This is a genomic window from Chryseobacterium sp. SIMBA_029 (assembly GCF_046535275.1).
Classification (GTDB): domain Bacteria; phylum Bacteroidota; class Bacteroidia; order Flavobacteriales; family Weeksellaceae; genus Chryseobacterium.
The window spans coordinates 210224-230205 of sequence record NZ_JAWRXA010000007.1; the positions used below are offsets into that span (position 1 = coordinate 210224).

Annotated in this window: 23 protein-coding genes and 1 tRNA gene; 7 read left to right on the forward strand and 17 right to left on the reverse strand. The window is 35.2% G+C overall.

The features are described 5' to 3' along the window. Nucleotides 1-6 precede the first annotated feature (6 nt). The 6 genes from SB679_RS14605 to SB679_RS14630 form a co-directional block, all read right to left on the reverse strand. The gene (locus SB679_RS14605) at nt 7-393 is read right to left on the reverse strand and encodes a hypothetical protein (RefSeq protein ID WP_410703022.1); all 387 of its coding nucleotides are present in this window, start codon (nt 391-393) and stop codon (nt 7-9) included. Continuing rightward, entirely contained in the window at nt 353-1195 is an 843-nt protein-coding gene (locus tag SB679_RS14610; RefSeq protein ID WP_410703023.1) for a hypothetical protein, read from the reverse strand. Before SB679_RS14610 ends, SB679_RS14605 begins: the two co-directional genes overlap by 41 nt. 4 nt (nt 1196-1199) lie before the next feature. Next, entirely contained in the window at nt 1200-1592 is a 393-nt protein-coding gene (locus tag SB679_RS14615; RefSeq protein WP_410703024.1) for a hypothetical protein, read from the reverse strand. 87 nt (nt 1593-1679) lie between these two features. Continuing rightward, the gene (locus tag SB679_RS14620; protein ID WP_410703025.1) at nt 1680-1997 is read right to left on the reverse strand and encodes a helix-turn-helix domain-containing protein; all 318 of its coding nucleotides are present in this window, start codon (nt 1995-1997) and stop codon (nt 1680-1682) included. A 193-nt stretch (nt 1998-2190) separates the two neighbouring features. Continuing rightward, the gene (locus SB679_RS14625; RefSeq protein WP_410703026.1) at nt 2191-2457 is read right to left on the reverse strand and encodes a helix-turn-helix transcriptional regulator; all 267 of its coding nucleotides are present in this window, start codon (nt 2455-2457) and stop codon (nt 2191-2193) included. A 748-nt stretch (nt 2458-3205) separates the two neighbouring features. Then, nucleotides 3206-3276, reverse strand: a tRNA-Gln gene (locus SB679_RS14630). Between the two features lie 99 nt (nt 3277-3375). Here SB679_RS14630 and SB679_RS14635 point away from each other — a divergent pair. From SB679_RS14635 to SB679_RS14655, 5 genes are all read left to right on the forward strand, one after another. Further along, nucleotides 3376-4410, forward strand: coding sequence for an AMP-binding protein (locus tag SB679_RS14635; protein ID WP_410703027.1), 1035 nt, complete (start codon nt 3376-3378; stop codon nt 4408-4410). 25 nt (nt 4411-4435) lie between these two features. Next, nucleotides 4436-4828 (forward strand): alternative ribosome rescue aminoacyl-tRNA hydrolase ArfB, encoded by a 393-nt coding sequence (gene arfB / locus SB679_RS14640; protein ID WP_410703028.1) that lies wholly within the window; start codon nt 4436-4438, stop codon nt 4826-4828. Between the two features lie 335 nt (nt 4829-5163). Next, nucleotides 5164-5544: a GreA/GreB family elongation factor gene (locus tag SB679_RS14645; protein WP_410703029.1), complete on the forward strand. Its 381-nt coding sequence runs from the start codon at nt 5164-5166 to the stop codon at nt 5542-5544. Nucleotides 5545-5694: 150 nt separating this feature from the next. Further along, the gene (locus SB679_RS14650) at nt 5695-6339 is read left to right on the forward strand and encodes a hypothetical protein (protein ID WP_410703030.1); all 645 of its coding nucleotides are present in this window, start codon (nt 5695-5697) and stop codon (nt 6337-6339) included. 26 nt (nt 6340-6365) lie between these two features. Next, the gene (locus SB679_RS14655) at nt 6366-7340 is read left to right on the forward strand and encodes a deoxyhypusine synthase family protein (RefSeq protein WP_034715114.1); all 975 of its coding nucleotides are present in this window, start codon (nt 6366-6368) and stop codon (nt 7338-7340) included. A gap of 285 nt (nt 7341-7625) precedes the next feature. On the opposite strand, the gene SB679_RS14660 is transcribed toward SB679_RS14655, so the two are convergent. Beyond that, nucleotides 7626-7772, reverse strand: coding sequence for a hypothetical protein (locus SB679_RS14660; protein ID WP_410703031.1), 147 nt, complete (start codon nt 7770-7772; stop codon nt 7626-7628). A gap of 88 nt (nt 7773-7860) precedes the next feature. Between SB679_RS14660 and SB679_RS14665 the strand changes: the two genes are divergently transcribed. Further along, nucleotides 7861-8157: an MGMT family protein gene (locus SB679_RS14665; protein ID WP_410703032.1), complete on the forward strand. Its 297-nt coding sequence runs from the start codon at nt 7861-7863 to the stop codon at nt 8155-8157. A gap of 278 nt (nt 8158-8435) precedes the next feature. On the opposite strand, the gene SB679_RS14670 is transcribed toward SB679_RS14665, so the two are convergent. The 9 genes from SB679_RS14670 to SB679_RS14710 all read right to left on the reverse strand — a co-directional run bounded on the left by SB679_RS14670 (nt 8436) and on the right by SB679_RS14710 (nt 17537). Next, entirely contained in the window at nt 8436-8816 is a 381-nt protein-coding gene (locus tag SB679_RS14670) for a helix-turn-helix transcriptional regulator (protein WP_410703033.1), read from the reverse strand. Between the two features lie 307 nt (nt 8817-9123). Next, nucleotides 9124-9909, reverse strand: coding sequence for a hypothetical protein (locus SB679_RS14675; protein ID WP_410703034.1), 786 nt, complete (start codon nt 9907-9909; stop codon nt 9124-9126). A 10-nt stretch (nt 9910-9919) separates the two neighbouring features. Next, on the reverse strand, nt 9920-10282 hold the full coding sequence (locus SB679_RS14680; RefSeq protein ID WP_410703035.1) for a hypothetical protein: 363 nt from the start codon (nt 10280-10282) through the stop codon (nt 9920-9922). 2 nt (nt 10283-10284) lie between these two features. Further along, a complete protein-coding gene (locus SB679_RS14685) occupies nt 10285-10836 on the reverse strand; it encodes a LemA family protein (RefSeq protein WP_410703036.1) in 552 nt (183 codons plus the stop codon). 15 nt (nt 10837-10851) lie between these two features. Beyond that, the gene (locus SB679_RS14690) at nt 10852-11937 is read right to left on the reverse strand and encodes a hypothetical protein (RefSeq protein ID WP_410703037.1); all 1086 of its coding nucleotides are present in this window, start codon (nt 11935-11937) and stop codon (nt 10852-10854) included. 88 nt (nt 11938-12025) lie between these two features. Next, nucleotides 12026-13921 (reverse strand): molecular chaperone HtpG, encoded by a 1896-nt coding sequence (gene htpG, locus SB679_RS14695; RefSeq protein WP_410703038.1) that lies wholly within the window; start codon nt 13919-13921, stop codon nt 12026-12028. A 346-nt stretch (nt 13922-14267) separates the two neighbouring features. Next, complete coding sequence (gene recA, locus SB679_RS14700; RefSeq protein ID WP_034715093.1) at nt 14268-15275, reverse strand: recombinase RecA; 1008 nt, start codon at nt 15273-15275, stop codon at nt 14268-14270. A 204-nt stretch (nt 15276-15479) separates the two neighbouring features. Next, complete coding sequence (locus tag SB679_RS14705) at nt 15480-16676, reverse strand: oxygenase MpaB family protein (RefSeq protein ID WP_410703039.1); 1197 nt, start codon at nt 16674-16676, stop codon at nt 15480-15482. An 84-nt stretch (nt 16677-16760) separates the two neighbouring features. Continuing rightward, nucleotides 16761-17537: a LuxR C-terminal-related transcriptional regulator gene (locus SB679_RS14710; RefSeq protein WP_410703040.1), complete on the reverse strand. Its 777-nt coding sequence runs from the start codon at nt 17535-17537 to the stop codon at nt 16761-16763. Nucleotides 17538-17954: 417 nt separating this feature from the next. Between SB679_RS14710 and SB679_RS14715 the strand changes: the two genes are divergently transcribed. Continuing rightward, complete coding sequence (locus tag SB679_RS14715) at nt 17955-18845, forward strand: hypothetical protein (RefSeq protein WP_410703041.1); 891 nt, start codon at nt 17955-17957, stop codon at nt 18843-18845. 112 nt (nt 18846-18957) lie between these two features. On the opposite strand, the gene gap is transcribed toward SB679_RS14715, so the two are convergent. Beyond that, on the reverse strand, nt 18958-19962 hold the full coding sequence (gene gap / locus SB679_RS14720; RefSeq protein WP_410703042.1) for a type I glyceraldehyde-3-phosphate dehydrogenase: 1005 nt from the start codon (nt 19960-19962) through the stop codon (nt 18958-18960). Nucleotides 19963-19982: the final 20 nt, after the last annotated feature.

The following is a 19982-nucleotide window of genomic DNA, read 5'->3' on the forward strand; positions in this document are numbered from 1 at the left end:
GTCTTTTTACTTATTTTCAAATCTATTGCGAACCTCTCGATAATGATTCTCAATAGTTTTTTTATTTCTACCAGATACTTTTTGTAGATTTACTTGGGTAATTTTTGGGTATTTCTCATAATCCCAATTTTCAAGATACTCTAAAAGCTCTTGGCGCGTGTTTTCAACTCTATCATTCGCTAAGACTTGGTTAACTAACTTTTTCTTTTCTGGTGTTGGCATTTTCGGATCTTCAAAATAAAATCTTCTCGTTCTGTTTTCCAACGGTTCAAGCATCCCTCTTAGTTTATAACTTTTCATAGCTATTTCTTCCACCGCCCCATCACCTAACGGAGTGACAAAATATTGCGTACTATAGCTTTGTAAATAATGATGTAATAATTCGAAAGCCATATGTGGATTGAGCGAAATGAGACACTTCGCAAAACCACTTAAAAAACCTATACCTATTCTTTGCTCCCACCGCTTCAAACGGCACAAAGCATTGGCAGTATTTTATTTTCTCTTTTCCAAAATCAAACAATCCGTTTTCATCGAAGTACATCTGATAGTTTTCAGCAACTTCTTCTAGGTTATTGAGCCTTATTTTTCCCCCAGTTCGGTAGTATATATTACTATGTTCATCTAACTGGGGGAAAAAATCGGGTTGCAAGTCCAAATTAGCTTCGTGTTCTTTTGTTTCAAAAGATAATGCTGTCGCATCATCATTGTAATGCGCCTGCATATCGTAACTCACAAGCCCTGCTTCCATCAAAATGGTGTCCAAATAGTCTTTTTCGGCAACTCCTATCTTACTCGCAACCCATTTATATGCATTTTCCATCTCATCTTCGGGTACGTTTTCTACTTCCACCAAGATACAGAGTCCTTTGCCATTTATTGTACTCCAAAATGCTTTGATGTGGCTAACATCATAGTCAAAATCACCGCTATCTTTTATTTCATAATAAAAATACCCACTTAATAATGTTCCACCATCACTTTCATTTGAAACTGGACTCAAGTAATTGAAATTACATATTTCCAATTTGTCATGAATTCTATGCAAAAAAGCATCTGAATCACCTTCTCTCAATTCTTCAATGAGTTTTGCATCTCTTCTTTCGGAATCCTGAATAAAATCTAGCAATTCCATAACGTTAGAAAACTCTGCTACCACCTTTTTATCTACTGTATTATTAAGTATTTTAAACATACAGCTAACTTTTAAGTAATATAGGGATGTCAGAACACTCCTGAAACAGATTATACATGGTTTCTAAGTCACAAGTCATGTTATTCCAGTATTTTAAATCACCATTATGATAACATTTAATAAATTCCACTCTATTGAACCTATCTTTATCCCAGTTCTTTGATAACATTTTTGATAACTCACTATTAACCTCTTGAAAATCCGTAGCGAAAAACGGATTTATATCAATTTCAACTAATAGTATAACCCCATCCGTATCTTTTGGGTAAATCAGTACATCAGATACAAAATTCCCATTCTTGAAAATAAAAATTTGCCATTGCGAATTAAAAAAGATCCATACATCTTTATTAACAGAAACTTCAGTAATATTTAAATTATTTTTTAAACTATTCATATTATTATATTTAATTGGTTTTAAGATATGTCCACATACGTTAAGTTAGGGGGAGGAATACCCCCCTAACATCTTACTTAGCGCTTATTAGTTTACAGGAATTAGCGATTTTAAAATCTCAGATCTCTTGAAATAAACTTGTGATCCAAGCATATATGTTTTTATATTTCCCGACTTTCTCATTCTCCAAAGTGTAGTATTACTCACCCCTAAGAAATCAACTGTATCTTTGATTGATAAAAGATCTTCAGATTTTCTTTCTTCAATAGCATTTATTTTAGTTGCTAAATGAGATATTCTCCCTGCTAAAGCTTCTTTCATTTCATGAAGTTGCTCTTTTAATTCTTGTAAAACTGCGAGTAATAGCATTTCAATGTGACTGTTTTTATTTTTATTAAAATTCATAATTAATTGATTTAAAATTGTTTATATTTTTTTTCTTAAAATTTAGACACGACAATTCCTCCCGTAATAGTTATTACGGATATGTTTGTACGCTGAATTTTGTTATTTTTAAATTATACTAAGCTAAAATTTTATTAATCTTTTGATATTTTATTTATAAATTTCCGCTTGATTGATATTTCTTGTTTCTTAATTATTTTTTGCACGTTAAAACTTCTTTTCTATCATAATACACTCTATGCCCGATTTTTCTTTGTACTAAAATCTTTTTATTATTCCAGTTAAAAAGCGTTGAATAAGTGACACCCAATAATTCCATTACTTCTTTTCTTGTAAGAAGTTCTTTTTCTGTTTCAGATTGTTGTCCAAATTTAAGGGCTTCCAATACTTTTATAATTACTTTTTCAATTTCGGTAATTAATTCTTCTTTTGGTACGTTTACAAGTTGTACAGTGTTCATTTTGTATGATTTTATTTGTTAATATTATTTTATGCATAATAAATTTTTGGATATAAAAAAAAGACCCCTTTCTTTAAAAGGTCTTTCAATCTATTTTAAATTTATTATATGTTTCTATTCTTTATTTACTATTTTCTTTATTCATTTTTTAATTAAAGGACATAACTCTCCGTTAGACAATAAAAATTCAATTACTGCCTTTAAAGCAAAAAACCTATGAATGCTAATATAACATTTATAGGTTTTCTACATTATTTTGACTTTTCCTTTATCAAAATAATTACTGAAAGCTTTTTTATATAATAATTTAATAAAATACTTCTAAGCTCTCTAATTAATCTAATTAACAAAAATCGTGCCAAATATTTTATTTTTGAAAAAAATCATTAACTATTTGAATTACTGGTGTTTAGTGGTGTGTTTTTGCTTTTTCAACATTTGTTTTATTAATGTACGCCAGTTTTAATTACCTGTTATTATGCGTAAAAGTTTACATGTAAAAGAAATATTGACTTACTAACTAGGTGACACAATAGATAGCTAAGCTAATAAATAATATGGATGATTATTAAAGTGAAACGGTCATTATTTCCGTTGCTGAAATGCAATCAGATTCAAATAAGTTAAATGAGGTGTAAGCAGGTGCTTTTTTACAAAAAGAGTGACCAAAATCGTGACCAAGTGACCAAAAGTGACCAAAATAAAAAAGCAACCTGCTGTAAATTAGCTAGTTGCTTTTATTTGGTTGTAGACCCACAGGGATTCGAACCCCAACTGACGGTACCAAAAACCGGAGTGCTACCGTTACACTATGGGTCTGTGTTATTTTGGTGATGCAAATTTATAGCTTTTTTCTTTAGATACAAGAACTTTTTAAAGTTTTTTTTAAATTTACTTCGCCATTTAGAGAAGATAAACATGCTGATAAACTTTAAGAATCTCAATATTAATAAATTATCCTTCAAAACAGAATTTGAAAAAAAAATCATATTTTTTTTAGAAGAATGGTTTTCAAAACAAGAAACGGTCAACGTACAGACTTCAGGGTCTACCGGGACTCCTAAAATTTTTGCCATTCAAAAAAAGAACATGATCAATTCTGCAGAGATGACCTGCAATTTTTTAGGATTAAAAGAAGGAGATACCGCATTGATCTGTCTTCCCATCGAATATATTTCGGGGAAAATGATGGTGGTAAGGTCTTTTGTAAGGAAATTAAAACTTACCGTTGCTGATCCTTCCGTAAAACCCATTGCCGATTTAGACACTCAAATAGACTTTTGTGCGATGACTCCTCTGCAGGTGGAGAATTCACTAGACAAAATTCATTTAATTAAAAATCTGATTATTGGTGGGGCCGGAGTATCAGAAAGCCTAAAAGCTAAACTTTTAAAAAATAAAGAACAAACAACGGCTGTTAACTTTATTTTTGAAACGTACGGAATGTCTGAAACGCTTTCCCATATTGCTTTAAAACAATTGATGCCTAAGGCAGAAGACTATTTCACTATTTTTGAAAATGTTGAAATTTCCAATGATGAAAGAGGCTGCTTAAGGATTTTTGCTCCCAATGTAAATGCTGAAGTATTGCAGACTAATGATTTAGTTGAAATTAAAGACGGAAATCAGTTCAGGTTTTTGGGGCGTTTGGATAATGTCATCAATTCGGGTGGAGCAAAAATTTTTCCGGAAGAACTTGAAGCGCTAATAAAAAAAGAAATTTCCAATGAAGCGGTGTTCGTAGGAGTACAGGATGAACTTCTGGGCCAGAAATTAGTATTGGTGATCGAAGGGAAAGAGTCTGAAGAGATCACGAAAAAAATAATGGAAATTCCTTTTGAAAAAAGTTTTCACAAGCCAAAAGAAATTATCTTTATCGAAAGAATACCGAGAACACCAAATGGTAAAATTAATAGAATCGAACTGCGTACAGCCACTGAACAGCATATGTAGCTTTCTTTACTCTCAACTATAAAAAATGAAAGACTTTTCAAAAGAACTCAATTTCAAAACTTCCCGAAGCAGCGGAGCGGGAGGACAGAATGTGAATAAAGTGGAAACTTCCGTAACTGTACTTTGGAAAGTCGCAGGATCAGAATTTTTCAATGACAGGCAAAAAGGATTAATTCAAACCAAATTAAAAAACAGAATCAACGCTGAAGGTTTTCTTTTTTTGACGGTTTCTGAAAGCAGAACCCAGTTAATGAATAAAAATAAAGCCATTGAAAAGATTCTTGAAATAGTCGCCAAATCCCTGATCATTCCCAAAACAAGAATTGCTACCAAACCATCCAGAGCTAAAAAAGAAAAAAGATTGGATACCAAAAAGAAACTCTCCGAGAAAAAGGAAAACAGAAAGTTTAAGATGTAATGAAGCCCTAAACATTTGCTTTCTAACCGCTTATTTGCTATCTTGCTTCAAAATTAAAGTAACAATCTTATGACAATATTTATCTCTTTATCTGCAGAAAGCCGTTTCTCAGGTTTTTTGTTGTCGTTGCTTTATTTACATACCGATTCTTTTCTGAAAAGTTCCAAGGACTTCATTAATTAAGCCCTGTCAGGATCCAAGACAGGGAGTATTCCAAATTAAACATTTTTACTTATTGTTTTGCAGTTTTCCATAGCGGAAATGCTGGCGTATGCCTGTATCGCTACATTGGATCATAGGAATGGCTGCAGCTTATTCATCTTAAAATTTAAAAAATGACCAGTAATATTATTGTAACCACCGGAATATACGACGCGATAAAAGATACCCTTAGACGAAAAAAAGTCAGCATTGGGGAAGAAAAGAGGCTTGCAGAAGAATTGAGGAAGGCAAAACAGGTGCGGAGAAGAGATCTTCCTGCTGATGTAGTAACCGTGGATAGGAAAGTAACGCTCAAAGACCATACGCAGAACCTCGAAAACGAATACATTTTTGTGTCATCAGTGCAGGCAAAACCAAAGAAAAATAAACATTCTATATTTTCTGAAATGGCCCTTGCCGTGGTAGGCTATAAAGTCGGTGATATTATCGATTGGCCTTTTAAAGACGGAGAACGGAAAATTGAAATTCTAAAAGTAGAACCCTGGAAAGGATAAACTTTAATATTTGAATGAATCATAAAAGTACAGTTTAGAAATAAGCTGTACTTTTTATTTCAAGGAAAAAATGCTTGATAGAGGAGAAAACAAACACTTCAAGCTTTGAAATATCATTGAAAATATTATTTTTGCCGAAATTCTTAAACCATGATCAAAAAACTAATAGCCATAAGTGCTTTTTCGGTTTCCTGTATATTTTCAGCCCAGAAAATTTCAATAATGCCCTCTGTAGGATACGCCTGGAGAACGGCTAAAATGCCTTCCGGACTGAATTATCAGGAAAAACAATATCTGAAAGGCTTGAAAAAAGGAGTCAATTTTGATATTTCGGCTTATTATAACCTCAATACCCAGCTTGGATTAGGGGTGAAATATTCTAATTACAGTGCATCCAGCGATGGAAGATTATCGGTGTCGGATAACAGCGGACAGGTCTTTACCGCAACTGTAAGTACCCAGGATAAAATTACTTTTTTCGGTCCGGCTCTTATGTTTTCTAATTTTAATGAACCTACAAGGCATAAACTTTTTTATGATATAGGGCTTGGAGTGATGACGTACAAGACCACAACAGGAAATATAGAAGGAAAGGGCTCTACTCTGGGTCTGGAAGCTAATTTCGGATACCAATATCAGGTTGCCAAACAGTTTTTCATAGGTCCGAAGTTGGGTTTTACCGCAGGAACACTGTCTAAAATGACGTATAATGGAATGACTTATGATTTTCCTGACGATGAAAAAGAGGGCTTAACCAGAGTTTCTTTGAGTGCGGTTGCTACATTCCGTTTTTAAGTTTTATCTTTGCAAAAATCAAAATAATGAGCAAACCGATTACTGAATTTATAGAAAAATATTATCTGCACTTCAATGCAGCGGCTTTGGTGGATGCATCTAAAGGATATGTTGCCCATCTTAAAGACGGAGGGAAAATGATGATCACGCTGGCAGGAGCGATGTCTACTGCTGAATTAGGGAAGATCCTTGCTGAAATGATCCGTCAGGGTAAAGTAGATTTTATCTCTTGTACAGGAGCCAACCTTGAAGAAGATTTAATGAACCTTGTGGCACATTCTCACTACGAGAGAGTTCCTGATTACAGAGATCTTACGCCTCAGCAGGAGTGGGATTTGTTGGAAAGAGGATTAAACAGAGTAACGGATACCTGTATTCCTGAAGAGGAAGCTTTCAGAAGACTTCAGAAACATATCGTGGAAATCTGGAAAGATGCAGAAGCGAAGGGAGAAAGATATTTCCCGCATGAATATATGTACAAAATGATCCTTTCAGGAGTTCTTGAGCAGTACTATGAAATTCCTAGAGAAAACTCTTGGATGATTGCTGCAGCAGAGAAAAACCTTCCAATTGTAGTTCCGGGATGGGAAGATTCTACGATGGGTAATATCTTTTCTTCATACTGTATCAAAGGAGAGCTTCAGGCTTCTACGATGAAATCAGGGATTGAATATATGATGTATCTGGCTGACTGGTATACAAAAAATTCAGGAGGTAAAGGAGTTGGGTTCTTTCAGATCGGTGGAGGTATTGCAGGAGATTTCCCAATCTGTGTAGTGCCGATGTTGTATCAGGATATGGAAATGCATGACATTCCTTTCTGGTCTTACTTCTGTCAGATCTCAGATTCTACAACATCTTACGGTTCTTATTCAGGAGCAGTTCCAAACGAAAAAATTACATGGGGTAAACTGGATATCACTACACCGAAATTCATCGTTGAAAGTGATGCTACCATCTGTGCGCCATTAATGTTCTCTTACATTTTAGAGAATTCTTAATTGATACAACTTGGTAAGCCTCAATATATTGATGTTTACCGCTTGAAATAAAAAAACGCTTCAACCTGTTGGAGCGTTTTTTTATTCGCATTGATTGCAGAATCTGCTTTATCAGCTCAATCTGCGAGAGAAAACAGATCATTGGGGCGTGCCCCTTTCCATAGCATATCCTTCGCCAGGGTCGGGCTGCTCCGGGCTCCACTTCGTTTCGGTATCCTGCCAATACTCAGTCCGTCACAGGATACTGCTCGCTTCGTTCGCACCCTCCATATCCCTCACGCAATATTAGTCGAGAGATTGTACCAGAACGAAATACCGGTAGGCAAGAATTCCCTTTTGAATCTTGGTAAGTGTATTCGGATCTTTATTGCTTAATTTAGGAAGCAGCATTTTATTAACGCTGTTCAACATCCTGAAAAATGATTTTTTCATAACTTTATAGGATAATGTGTAACATCATTGAAATAATTATACTCCAAAAATGATGCAAAATCATTATAAATGTAAAATATAAACTTATATGAACGAAATATTCAAACAACAGGTATATGAAATTACAAAGCTGATCCCGAAAGGCCGGGTCTCAAGCTATGGAGCTATAGCAAAAGCGGTAGGTTATCCCAACCATTCACGTCACGTAGGAAAAGCAATGGGAGGCTGTCCTGAAGATGTTCCTGCCCATCGGGTGATATCAGCTTCAGGAGTATTATCCGTTCCTGAATTTCAGCCAAGACTGGAAGCGGAGGGAATTACAGTAGAAAATTTGAGAATAAAAGACTTTAAAAAATTATTTTGGAACCCGTTGGAAGAAATTTAATCCGGATGATATCTTTACAATAAGATAAAACTCTAAGATTTCATAAGTTAATTTGAGATGGTAAAAAGTGTTACATTGCTTTTGTGGTTTAAATTTCTGCAACCACAAATATCGCAGATCATACACATTAAGCAGATTTTGTCTGCATAGTAGAAAAAGTTAAATAAAAAGGATTCCAGCGGCGAAGCCGCTGGAATCTTTTTTATATATTAAACTTCATAGGTTTGAAGTTTGCTAAACTTATAAAGTTTTTAAATCCGATGTTAACCATCAAAAATTTATTTTTTTCTGATCGGACTTTTCAATTCCTCTTTCAATCTCTCATTTTCTTCTTTCAATAAAGCAATATATCCTTGAAGATTTTCAATAATAGAACCTGGAATGCTATTGAATTGATGATTAATATTTCCTCCAGAAGCATTATCATTATACACTGGATGGTCATTGTTAACGATCACCTTAGCTTCTTCATCTTCATAAATTTCTTCCATCGAAACATCTAAAAAACGTGCGATTTTTTCCCATTCGTCATGGATAATCCTTACATCTCCGCTTTCTTTTCTGCTGTAATTGGATACGTCAGTCGCGATAATATCAGCGATCTGCTGCTGTGTATATCCCTTTCTCTTTCTTAATAAACGTAATTTTTCTTTTTGCATATCCGTATTTTATACAAAAATGGAAAAAAACTGCAATGTGTACAACACTTGTACAATAAAAATTCAAAAAATATACACCAGGACCTTTACATTAAATAGCCTGAGTTCAAATACGATGTAATAAAAGTAAAGAAGCGTGAAGAAGGAAGTTAATGATACACTCAGGTACTACTAGAGAACTATTGTATTATTTTTTAGTAATGGTTTGATATGGGATGTTAGAAATTAGCGATTCTGTAATAGCTTCCAGTCTCTCTCTCTTCCAACTTCGTACTCTTAATTCCTTTTACAAACTCACGTTAAATAATTACCTGAAATCTGTTTTTTTGAATTTCGAAATTTTTTTAGAGGATTTGATGATCCGTTTTTCTTTAGAAAAAAGCATTTTCATATATCCTAAGAAAGCCGGAATAAGGAGCGTTACAAAAAGACTGCAGATTCGCAATGCCCAGATTGGCATGTCATTTCTTTTTCCTTGAAAATATTCCCAGATCACCCAGGACATCACTCCGATGAAAAACAGCATTGCGGCCGGAAAGACCAGATAGACGACGAAACCCATACCTATCCGAAACACAATAGAATAATCCTTTCCTAAAGAATATAATAAGATCCATGCCATGGCAAGGCCCAATACAAAAAGAAAAAGAGTAACTGCAAAAATAATCAGTTTTTGGGTTTCGAAACTTAAATTAGTCACCGTTTCATCTCCGTCTTTGTAGCCGATTTTTATAATTTCTCCAACTTCAACAGGTTCACTGCTACTGTAATTCAGGTTTTTTTTAATCTGCTGATTTTTATCGTTTTTAAATTCAACGACTGCGGTATATGTACTTTCACCGTCACTTGCAGGCATCATCTTATGTTCTGTGACCCGCGCTTGATATTTTGTATCAAATAAAAAGGAAATCACAGGGGAAGATATCATAGCCACCAATCCGAAAAATAAACTCGAAACCGCATAGACTACAATTCCCGGAAAAATAAAAGAAGCGAGTGAAACCGTCTCATCATGCTGGGATTTCCTCCTGTAATTCATAAAGAGGATAAACAAGGTAAAAACGAGAGGTGTTAATAAAATAAATTTTCCCATGTTTCTGTTTTTAACGTTTTTGTTTGTCTTTTAATTTCGGAAGATCTTTTATGAAATTTATGGATTCTTCTGTATTGAATAAGGTAAAACCCGTTACACAAACCAAAATGGAGAAATAAATCAATGCCAGTTTTAGCTTTTCAAAATCTATAAATGCCGAGAAGAAAACAAAAGGAATGAATACAATCACGGACAAACCAAAGGTGAGAATAATAAACTGAAGTATTTTTTTGATAAAAAATACTTTCCTGAAAACACTGTAGAACGCAAGCAGTCCGATAGTAAGAACAGGGAAACCAATGGCCAGGCTTCCGAAAAACTTCTCAGAATTAGAATTAATGAAACTGCCTAAAATACCTAAGTCTATTTCCATAATTATAAGGTGGTGGTGTTATATTGTTTTTCAGCATCAGAAAATTGCAGCATTTCCATTTTTCGGTAATTCATCATTTTAGCAAAGATAAAATCCGGAAAAACTTCAATTCCTGTGTTGTATAGATTGATAGAATCGTTGAAATATTCCCGTCGGTCTGCAATAATATCCTCCAGTTCACTCAGTTTTTTCTGAAGTTCGAGAAATGACTGGCTGGCTTTTATTTCAGGATAACTTTCTGCGGTGATCATAAAAGATTTTAACCTGCCGTCAATGCTATCAGCAATCTTTATTTTTTCGTTGTTTTCTTTGGTGCTGAGATATTGAGACCGGAGCGATACGAGCTCTTTTAAAATTGTATTCTCATTCAGTGCGGTTGCCTTTACTGTCCTTACCAAATTGGGAACCTCGTCGGCTCGCTGTTTCAAAACCACATCGATATTGGCAAAAGCTTTTTGAGAATTATTTTTCAGCATCACCAGACGGTTGTAGGTATTGATTAAAAATGTTATCAGGCCGACAGCAACGATAATGATAAGTAAAAGGGGAATCATATATTCAGAAGTATATTAACGGTTAAAAATGCCTTCAAAAGGATTGGATTTCAGAATTTCTTTCCAGTTGCGCTGCTCAATCACCATTGTATTTCCATGTATGGTAATCGGGGTAAAAAGAATTATAGCGGACAATACTGCGATACAGGCTAATGTTGTTAACGCTCTCAATTTTAAAGGCCTCCATTTATTCGCAAAATTTACCATATCTAAAGGAGCAATGCCAAATACTTTTTTCCCTTCATCAAAGCGAAAAATAGACGTAGAGCCTTCGTAAAAAGCCTGTCCAATTAAAAGGAAATCTGTTTTTTCATCAAGGATAAATTCCTGATACCGTCTCGAGCCGTCTTCCCTTGAGTGGGTAGGTGAAAAGCTAATCCATTGCAGCTTGTCGGGAACGATTTCTATTTTTCCGGTTTCATCTTCAATATAAAAATGGTTAAGATTTGTTTTTCTTGAGATCTCATGATAAGAAGTGGACGTTCTTCCATCGTCATCGGTGGAAGTACTGATTTCATCAACCGTATAAATATATCCTACACATACGGTATCAGTGTCGGGAGAAGTTACCGGCTGAATGGCTTTTGCTTTCCCTGAAATTTCAGCAAGACCCATAGCCACACTTTGGATCGTGGAAGTGGGAAGGACTCTTTGATAAAAATAAAAACGATTGGTAGTATTGGGAAGAATAGCGCTTAAAATAATCACGGAAAAGATAAGAAAGAAGGAATAGATTCCCAAATAGAAAAAAGCAAGGTAAGCGAAAAGGGCTAACAATGCGCCCCCAACAATTTTCCAGACAGGGGTTTTCTTTTTTCGCTGATCCCTGAATGATTCAATGGTAGATTGAATTCCCTGTTTTATAATTCCTATAATGCCCATCACAAAAACAGAGAGAAATAATCCAATGAAAATAAATCCTGATTCTTTTTGGAAAAACAGAAATGCAATCCCTAAAATAGCGGGATCTACAAGAAACATAATCCAGATGGGCTTTAACCGTACATTAAAAATTCCCGATAAAATGAATGTATGGAACAAAGCAATCCCCAAGCTGAACAAGAGTAGAATGGGAAGCATTCCAAGAGATATTTCGAACATGGATTACGTTTTTCACAAATGTAATCATATTCAGGATAATAGATCATAAAAACGGCATAGATGATACACTATGCCGTTTTTGATAATTTTATTTTTCGAGTTGCTTATAGCTTCTCTGGATAAAGTCAGTAAGATCTTTCCCTTTCAATAAGTTTTGGGAAAGTTTCGCCAGATCTAAGGCGTGCTGTATTAAACTTACCTTTTCCTCCGTATTTTCGGTCTTTAAGATCTGATTGGCAAATTCGCTGTTGGAGTTGATGATCAGATTGTACATCTCAGGGAATCCTCCCATTCCGAACATTCCTCCGCCACCACCTGTAGCCTGCATGTCTTTCATTCTTCTCATAAATTCCGGCTGTGTAATCGTGAACGGTGCATCATTGCTGTCCAGATCTTCAAGCTGTACGGTGAATTTAGCATCGCTTACTGCCTCTTCAACATTCTTTTTTAATGATTCCTTGTCGGCCTCATTTAATTTGGAAATAACCGGCTCATCTTTCTTGATCAGATTGTTGATGTGGTCAGCATCCACTCTTGCAAATGAAACTTTTTCTTTAGACGTTTCAAGTTTTTGGATGATATGCGAAGCGATAGGAGAGTCTAATAAAATAACTTCATACCCTTTATCTTTCGCAGATTGGATATAGCTGTGCTGTTCGTCAGCATTAGTAGCATAAAGAATCACTAAATTACCGTCTTTATCCGTTTGTGAAGGTTTGATCTTCTCAGTCAGTTCATTCCATAAGAAATACTTTCCGTCAACGGTAGGGTACAAGGTGAATTTATCAGCTTTTTCGTAGAATTTTTCTTCAGAAACAATTCCATATTCGATAACGATTTTGATATCGTTCCATTTTTTCTCGTAATCTTCACGGTTTTCATTGATCAATGAAGACATTTTATCAGCTACTTTCTTCGTGATATAAGAAGAAATCTTCTTCACTGCACCGTCAGCCTGAAGATAAGAACGGGAAACATTTAAAGGAATATCCGGAGAATCAATAACTCCTCTCAGAAGCATTAGGAAATCCGGTACGATACCTTTCACCTCATCCGTTACATACACCTGATTCTGGTATAACTGGATTTTATCTTTATCAATATTTAAATTATTGCTCAACTTCGGAAAAAATAAAATCCCGGTCAGGTTGAACGGATAGTCAACATTCAGGTGAATGTGGAATAAAGGCTCTTCAAACTGCATCGGATACAGCTCATGGTAGAACTTCAGATAATCCTGGTCAGTAAGATCACTCGGTGCCGTTGTCCATGCCGGAGTTGGATTATTGATAATGTTGTCTACTTCTTCAGTTTCTGCAACCGTACCTTCAGGAGCGTCTTCCGGTACAGGAAGCGTTTGGGTTTTAGTTCCGAATTTAATGGGAACAGGCATGAATTTATTATATTTTAATAATAATTCGCGGATTTTAGACTCCTCAAGGAATTCTGTGGAATCTTCAGCAATATGAAGAATGATTTCAGTTCCACGATCTGTCTTATCAGTTGTTTCTTCAAGCGTAAACTCAGGACTTCCGTCGCAGATCCAGCGTACTGCCGGCTCGTCTTTATAAGATTTTGTAAGGATTTCCACTTTTTCTGCCACCATAAATGCAGAATAGAATCCAAGACCGAAATGGCCGATAATTCCTGAATCTTTTGCTGTGTCTTTATACTTTTCAAGAAATTCTTCAGCTCCGGAAAAAGCAACCTGGTTGATGTATTTTTCTACCTCTTCAGCGGTCATCCCAATTCCCTGGTCAATGATGCGGAGCGTTTTCTGCTCTTTATCAACTTTAACCTCAAGCTGTGGGTTTCCGTACTCTACTTTAACCTCACCGATACTCGTTAGGTGTTTTAACTTAAGAGTAGCATCCGTTGCATTGGAAATAAGCTCTCTTAAGAATATTTCGTGATCACTGTAAAGAAATTTTTTAATAAGTGGGAAAATGTTTTCCACTGATACGTTAATATTTCCTTTAGTCATAATATGTTGATTTTTGATTTTAGTTCTTTCTCATCTTGCACAAAAAAAATACCACGTCCAGGAAAGTGACAGATTGACAGAATTAGATTAAAAGATAAAAGATATTTTAGATATTCATCAATAGGAGCGGGTTTCAATCCACTTAAAAAAAAATCCACTGACTTTAGCCAAAATCACAATAGTATTAAATAAAGATCCCATAAATCATATCTTCAAAATAAACATAATCATCTGTGAAAGTCCGTGCAATCTGTCGTAAAAAAGAAGCATTAAACAAAAACGCTACCTGTTTACAACAAAAAAAGACAGCCCGAAAGCTGCCTTTACATTATTACTAATTGAAAAATTATTTCACTTTATTTTTCAATTCTTCTTTGATTTTGTTTTCCAATTCCTCAGAAAGTTCAGGATTGTCTTTCAGAACATCTTTTACCGCATCACGGCCTTGTCCTAATTTAGTTTCCTCATAGCTGAACCAAGAACCGCTTTTCTTTACAATTCCTAAGTCTACCGCCTGATCAAGGATTTCACCTGTTTTAGAAACACCTTCACCGTACATAATGTCGAATTCAGCTTGTTTGAAAGGTGGAGCTACTTTGTTTTTCACAATTTTCACTTTCACACGGCTTCCTACTGCTTCATCACCATTTTTAATCGGTGCACTGGCCTTTCTGATATCAATTCTTACAGAAGCATAGAATTTCAATGCATTACCACCGGTAGTTGTTTCAGGGTTTCCGAACATTACTCCGATTTTTTCTCTTAACTGGTTGATGAAAATTACAGTACATTTCGTTCTTGAAATAGTAGCTGTTAGTTTTCTCAATGCCTGAGACATCAATCTTGCATGAAGACCCATTTTTGAATCTCCCATTTCACCTTCAATCTCGGCTTTTGGAGTAAGAGCAGCAACAGAGTCAATAACGACAATGTCAATCGCTCCTGAACGGATCAGATTATCCGCAATTTCTAAAGCCTGTTCACCGTTGTCCGGCTGAGATATAATTAAGTTTTCCAGATCAATTCCTAGTTTTGCAGCATAGGTTCTGTCGAAAGCATGCTCCGCATCAATGAACGCTGCAATACCGCCAGCTTTTTGTGCTTCAGCAATTGCATGAAGCGTTAATGTTGTTTTACCTGAAGATTCAGGGCCGTAGATCTCAATGATTCTTCCTCTTGGGTATCCTCCAACTCCTAATGCAATGTCTATGCCCAGAGAACCGGAAGGAATCACCTCTATTGTATTGTCGACAGTATTGTCGCCCAATGTCATTACAGTCCCTTTTCCGTACGTTTTATCTAACTTGTCAAGCACCAATGCAAGTGCTTTTTTCTTATCATCAATATTGCTCATCTCGATTAAAATAATTTCTCAAAAATACATAATTTAAACATCAAAAACTAATATTATTTCTTTCGAAAAGGTGTTTTAAGCGTTAAAAAATAATAAAATTGAAGATGCTGATCAGGTTCAGAACGAAGCTGATGGCATCGGTAAATAATCTGAAAATATAAAAAGAAATCTCCTGGCAGAATACCAGAAGATCAATTGCTATAGTTAATGAAAGTTCGAGTTTTTTGTGACTCTTAAATAGTCTTCCAATACTTTTAACTGGTCTTTGTTTCCCTTTTTTATCCTGGCTTCACGGCTTACAGTATTGTCATATATTTTGTTGATCACTTTTTTTGTTACCGGAAATAAATTCTTGTTAGGAACATCCGGAATCTGGAGCCTTTTGCACACTTCATCGTCCAGCAAAAACCAGGTACAGCAGATATGCAGATAGCGAAGGTTTTTTCTTTGAAACTGAAATTTCAAGATAGGATTTTCCAACGATTCATTCAACAAAGAATGAGCCAGTAAAACTGAATCTTTATCGGAAGATGGCTGTACCGAGGTCCACAAATAAAAATATTCAGTAGCCTGTTTTTTATTGTCAGGCATAAGGTTTTCAGGAATTCCCAGCAGATATCCGACATATTTCCAAAGGTGGAAAAGTCCTTTTTCTTCATCTTCAGAAAAAGTATTGCCTAATTTTTTGAGACTGTGGAGAAAAACCAGGCTGAAGCCGATGTAAGTCGCCATCATATCCCATGAATTAATAGGTTCACCCCAGTTTTCAGTATCCCAATCTTTATAATGCTTTTTAATAGACAATCTCGCATAAGAATGAATAAGACGTGTTTTAATAGCAAATTCATATCCCTTTGCATGAATTTCCAGCGCATTATACCTTGTGGCATTCACCCAAAAATCAAGTGTTTCGGAAAGACGTTTTACCGCTCCTTTTTTTAAGGCTTCTGTTACAATTAAAGGTTTGTTGAGGTAGGCATAATCATAACCGCCCATCAGGCAGTAATCCCGTAAGGAGATCAGAGAATCGATATTGCCTCTCATGCAGAGTTCTGCGCCGCTTTTTAATAGATTGTGATCCAGCCATTCAGGAATGTGCTGGGTCTGGGCAAAAAGCTTTTTTACACTTTCAGGAATAGGATCATTTTCAGAAATACCATTTTGAATATACTGTTCAATCTCTTTAGAAGCTTCCTGGAATTTTTTAGTGAAGTACACCTCTTTTACAACCTCATCACCTACTTCATCGACATAGTAAAAATATGGGGAGAATTTTTCAAATTCCTTAAAACTGATCTCAGCTCCGGAGAATTCAATAAGCTGTTTTCCGTTGCCGCTTTCCCAAAAATCTTTGAAATGAGGTGAATCCTTAAAACGTGGTGGTACAATACATCTTTCCATGATGTATAAAAATACGCGTTTTATATCAGAATTTCATGGTGAGATTTGTCAGGCACTGAGAATATTTCAATAATTAGGATAAAATTACAGCAAACCCCATTCAAAAGCTTTTTTTAAAAGTTCTTTACTGTTTTTAGAGCTGGTTTTTCTTAGAATATTTTTTCGGTGGCTTCGGACTGTATGCTCAGATAAGATGAGTGCTTTGGCTATTTCCGATGCCGAAAACCCTTTTAGAATAAAAGACAGCACTTCCGTTTCTCTTTTCGTTAAGTTTTCAAAAAAATTATTTGACTGAGAAAATTCGCATAATTTTATTTGGTGGAAATCATTTCGCGGACTTATTCCTGTAACCAAAACCGTATAAGGATTTTCTTTTGTAATATGGTTGATATTCGTGTGGATGTTAATAGCCTGAATAGGTTGGCCTGATTCATCTTCCATCGTAAGAATGGCCTGATGATGGAACATTTCATAGTTGCCGCTTGCTGTTTTCATTCGGAAACAATAGCTTAATTTTAAATACAGTTGATGTTCAAAACCGATTTCTGCCATTTTTTCAATAACTGTCTGTTCAGCCTTTATGACAAAAGGCATATCGTCAGGATGGGTAAGATCAAGAACTTCCTTTAGATTTTTCGGATATTCTTTGAGTCCATGGAGTTTCAAAATATTTTCATGGTGATGGGAAAGGGTACTATTGGTAAGATTTAAAAGGTAGTAGTAAAACTCACCCACGGCAAACATTTCACCAATGATGCGCTCAATAGATGGGGTATTCAGAATTTCTCTGCTCGTATTCCTCACACCCGGATAGGTATCCCAGACTTCAATGAGAGAGTGCTTTTTTTCTGAATTTTCCATGAATAATTAGTTTAAAGGCTAAAATAATTAAAATCTTAGAAAATACCACTAAAGTGGGATTTTTTTATGTTGATAAAATTCCAACATTTGTACAAACTAATAACCAGGAAAACCCAATTGTGATAAGCTGTATGAATGTTACGGTTTATGTTTTTCTGTGATTCGTTTCTTTAGTAGGAAAAATTTCGGAATGAAATACGAAATCTTGCTATGACTCAAACAGATAGATCAAATCTATGAATGAATGTTATAAATAAAGTTTACCTTTTTCTTGTTAGTTGTTTGAAAATGATAAACGAACGGCCTCTCAATGTGTTGAGAGGCTTTTTTATGCTTATTATTTAAAACTGAAAACTACACAAACGGGTACTTTCCCTGCATGTATTAAATTCCAACATTTGTTTAAAATTAATAGCCATGAAAACAAATGTATTAGTACTATTTCTGCTGGGATGGGCGGGAATGGTTTTTGGACAGGAAGAATTTAAAAAACATTACATCATTCCCAGTTATCCTATTTATGATTATACATTAAAAAAGGAGGTGGTTATGAAGTATGATCAATTGAGTGAAAATGAAAAAAAGGAACTCATTAAAGACTATGTGGTAGGTACTAAAATAAAGTTGATACAGAAAGAAAATGTTTCGGGTAAAGAAATAGAGGTAGTGAAAGAATTGGATGTCAATGATGATTTTTTTAAAACCTTAACCAAGCCAAAAACTGTTGATGCAAAGTTAGGAGGTGTTACAAATGCAATGGTTGCTGCTTCAAAAGATAGATTGATTGTGAATCCATTTTTGTCAAACTGTAATAAAGATACGGTCTACTTTTATCAATTGAGAAACCGGGAAACGATCAGGCTAAAAACAAGAAGCTGGACCGTAAATGGGATCACGGTTCCATTCAAATACCGTTTCAAAGGGAAAAATGGACTGAAAGAAGATTTTTCTACGGGAATTAATGGAAATCTTTTTGTAGGATATTCAATAGGTAAGACTGCTTATTTATATCAGAAAGAGGTAGGAATAAGAGAGAATACATGGAAAGTGACTGGCGGAATTTTATTGGGCGCGTCTTCAGTGAAATTAAATAAAACCAATACAGATTTATCAGATTCTCCTATTCTTGATGATTCAGAATTTACAAAAGGATTAGGATCAATAGCGATAGGATTTACTTACTCCTATAATAGTATCAATTTAGGGGCTTTTTTTGGTTTCGACTATGCTATTGGACAAGATGCCGAAATCTGGAATCATAACAAAAAACCTTGGCTGGGAGTAGGATTTGGATATAAGATATTTTAATTATTATATAGTTAAACCCAAAAATCGAGATAACTCCCAATTACTGTTTGTAAGTAAAAACAAAAAACCTTCCCATGAGGAAGGTTTTTTATAGTATGTTTCTTATAACGTATTATAAAGAAGCAGAATGTACAAGCATATCTACTAACTTGTTTGAATAACCCATTTCGTTGTCATACCAAGAAACAAGCTTTACAAAGTTAGGAGAAAGCATGATACCAGCGTCTTTGTCGAAGATAGAAGTTCTTTTATCTCCTACGAAATCCTGAGATACTACTGCATCTTCAGTGTATCCTAAGATTCCTTTTAATTCTCCTTCAGAAGCCGCTTTGATTGTAGCACAGATCTCCTCGTAAGAAGCCGCTTTTTCCAATCTTACGGTAAGGTCAACTACAGAAACGTCTACCGTTGGAACTCTGAAAGACATACCTGTTAATTTTCCGTTTAGAGAAGGAATTACTTTTCCTACCGCTTTAGCAGCACCTGTAGAAGAAGGGATAATATTGTTTAATGCTGCTCTACCACCTCTCCAGTCTTTCATTGAAGGACCGTCAACTGTTTTTTGAGTTGCCGTTGTAGCATGTACTGTGGTCATTAGACCTTCTACGATTCCGAAGTTATCGTGGATTACTTTAGCTAAAGGAGCTAAACAGTTAGTTGTACAAGAAGCGTTTGATAAGATTTTGATATCGTCAGTAAGTTCTTTGTGGTTTACACCCATTACGAACATTGGAGTATCATCTTTAGATGGAGCAGAAAGGATTACTTTTTTTGCACCTGCATTGATGTGAGCCTGAGCAGAATCTTTTGATAAGAAAAGACCTGTAGATTCTACGATATAGTCAGCTCCGATCTCGTTCCATTTCAGGTTGTTCGGATCTCTCTCAGCAGTTACTCTGATTCTTTTACCGTTTACCACAAGATCATTACCTTCTACAGATACTTCTCCCGGGAAAATTCCGTGTACAGAATCATATTTTAACATGTAAGCCATGTATGTAGCATCGATAAGGTCATTGATTCCTACAACTTCGATGTTGCTTCTTTCAGTCATTGCTCTGAAAACAAGACGTCCAATTCTACCAAACCCGTTGATACCTACTTTAATTGTTGACATAATAGTTTGTTTTAAATTAT